A 1,813-nucleotide genomic window follows, 5' to 3' on the forward strand; every position below is an offset into this window, starting at 1 on the left:
CCGTTCCCGCCTCGACGGGATGAAGGTCACCACCTTCACCCGCCTGCACCGTCCGGACGCGGCGCGCGCGACCGCTTTCGAGGGGCTGCGTACAACCAGCCCGACCACCACCAAGAAGCGTTCCCTGCTGCTGGGCGCTGTTGCCGAGGTGCACATTCAGCAACGGGAAATCGAACAGGCCTGCCAGCTTGTCGCCGACGCCCTGGCGATCGTGGCACAGACGGACTTCTCGCTCGGGCTGACCCGCATCCTGCACATCCGTGATCACCTGTCGCCCTGGCGTGACACACAGGCGGTACGCGATCTCGACGAACAGTTGCGGGTCCTGACCTGACTCCCTGAATCCCTGGATCAGAGCGATCAACAAATAAGAGCGTCCGGGACAGGCCCGTGGATCATCGGTGAGTGCTCCGGATCGGGCCGAGCAGCCCAACCATACGGCCCAGCCGGAATTCGCATCGGCACTGATGCGCTGATTCCAGCCTGCCGGTCTTGCGCGTCAACCTCGGCGGCGCAGTGATGCCTGCTTGATGGCCGGCGGGACGTAGCCGGCGTCCCGTGCGGCCAGCGTGACACCCGGCGGGACGATCTCGTCGATCCGGTCCAGCACGTCGCCGGACAATTTGATCTTTTCTGCACCCAGCTGACTCTCCAGGTGCTCGCGGGTACGCGGTCCGATGATCACTGAGGTCACCGCGGGATGTTCCAGCACGAACGCCAGTGCCAGGTGGATCAGCGAGAGCCCGGCCTCGCCGGCCAGCGTGGCGAGGGCCTCGGCCGCCGCCAGCTTGGCCGCGTTGGCCGGATCGGCGATGTCGTATCGCTCGGGCTGGCGCTCCGCACGGCTGGACGCCAGTTGTACCGCGCCCTTGCGGTAGGCGCCGGAGAGCCATCCACCAGCCAACGGGCCCCAGGGGATCACCGCGAGGCCGTAGCGTTGCGCCACCGGCAGGACCTCGCGCTCCACGCCGCGTGCCAGGATCGAGTACGGCGGCTGCTCACTGACCACCCGCTCCCGGCCACGCCGCTGCGTGATCCACTGCCCTTCCACGATCGCCGACGGCGGGTAGGTGGACGTGCCGATGTAGCGGATCTTGCCCTGGTGGACCAGATCGCTCAAGGCGCCGAGGGTTTCATCGAAGTCGGTGTCCGGTTCCGGCCGATGCACCTGGTAGATGTCGATCCAATCGGTCTGCAGCCGGCGCAGGCTGTCCTCGACGGCCCGGGCTATCCAACGCCGGGAGTTGCCGAAGTGGTTGGGCTCGTCGCCTATCTGGCCGTGGAACTTGGTGGCCAGCACGACATCCTCCCGCCTGCCCCCGGCCAGCGCCTTGCCCACGATCCTCTCGGACTCGCCCTGCGAGTACACGTCCGCGGTGTCGATGAGGTTGATGCCCGAGTCAAGGGCCTGGTGGATGATCCGGATGCCGTCCTCATGATCGGCATTGGCACGCGCGCCGAAGTTCATCGCGCCGAGCGCCAGCGGACTCACCTTCACACCGGTACGGCCGAAATCACGGTAGCTCATGTCGCCCTCTCCAGTTGGACGGATTTACTTCTCGGGACCGCACCGACGAACGCGTCCCACAACCTGCGGTAGTGCCCACCCGCCTCGAGCAGCTCCTCGTGCGCGCCGACCTCGACGATCCGGCCACCGTCGAGCACCACCACCCGGTCCGCGCGCGCCGCGGTGGTCAACCGGTGCGCGACCACCAGCGTGGTGCGCTGCCGGGTGAGCGCGTCGGTGGCCAGCCGCACGCTCTCCTCGGTGGCCAGGTCCAGCGAGGCGGTCGCCTCGTCCAGCAGCAGGATG

Annotated in this window: 1 protein-coding gene and 2 pseudogenes; 1 reads left to right on the forward strand and 2 read right to left on the reverse strand. The window is 67.7% G+C overall.

Annotated elements, in window-relative coordinates; all coding sequences use genetic code 11:
* Positions 1–334 (forward strand): annotated as a pseudogene (locus DD1DGNOD_RS29625) (XRE family transcriptional regulator); the annotation flags it as partial.
* A gap of 165 nt (positions 335–499) precedes the next feature.
* On the opposite strand, the gene DD1DGNOD_RS15920 reads toward DD1DGNOD_RS29625, so the two are convergent.
* Positions 500–1,528 (reverse strand): aldo/keto reductase, encoded by a 1,029-nt coding sequence (locus DD1DGNOD_RS15920; protein ID WP_131767189.1) that lies wholly within the window; start codon positions 1,526–1,528, stop codon positions 500–502.
* Positions 1,525–1,813, reverse strand: a pseudogene (locus DD1DGNOD_RS29630) (hypothetical protein); the annotation flags it as partial. The pseudogene DD1DGNOD_RS29630 and the gene DD1DGNOD_RS15920, both read right to left, overlap by 4 nt.

Source organism: Candidatus Protofrankia californiensis, assembly GCF_900634765.1.
In the GTDB taxonomy this organism is placed as follows: Bacteria; Actinomycetota; Actinomycetes; order Frankiales; family Frankiaceae; genus Protofrankia; species Protofrankia californiensis.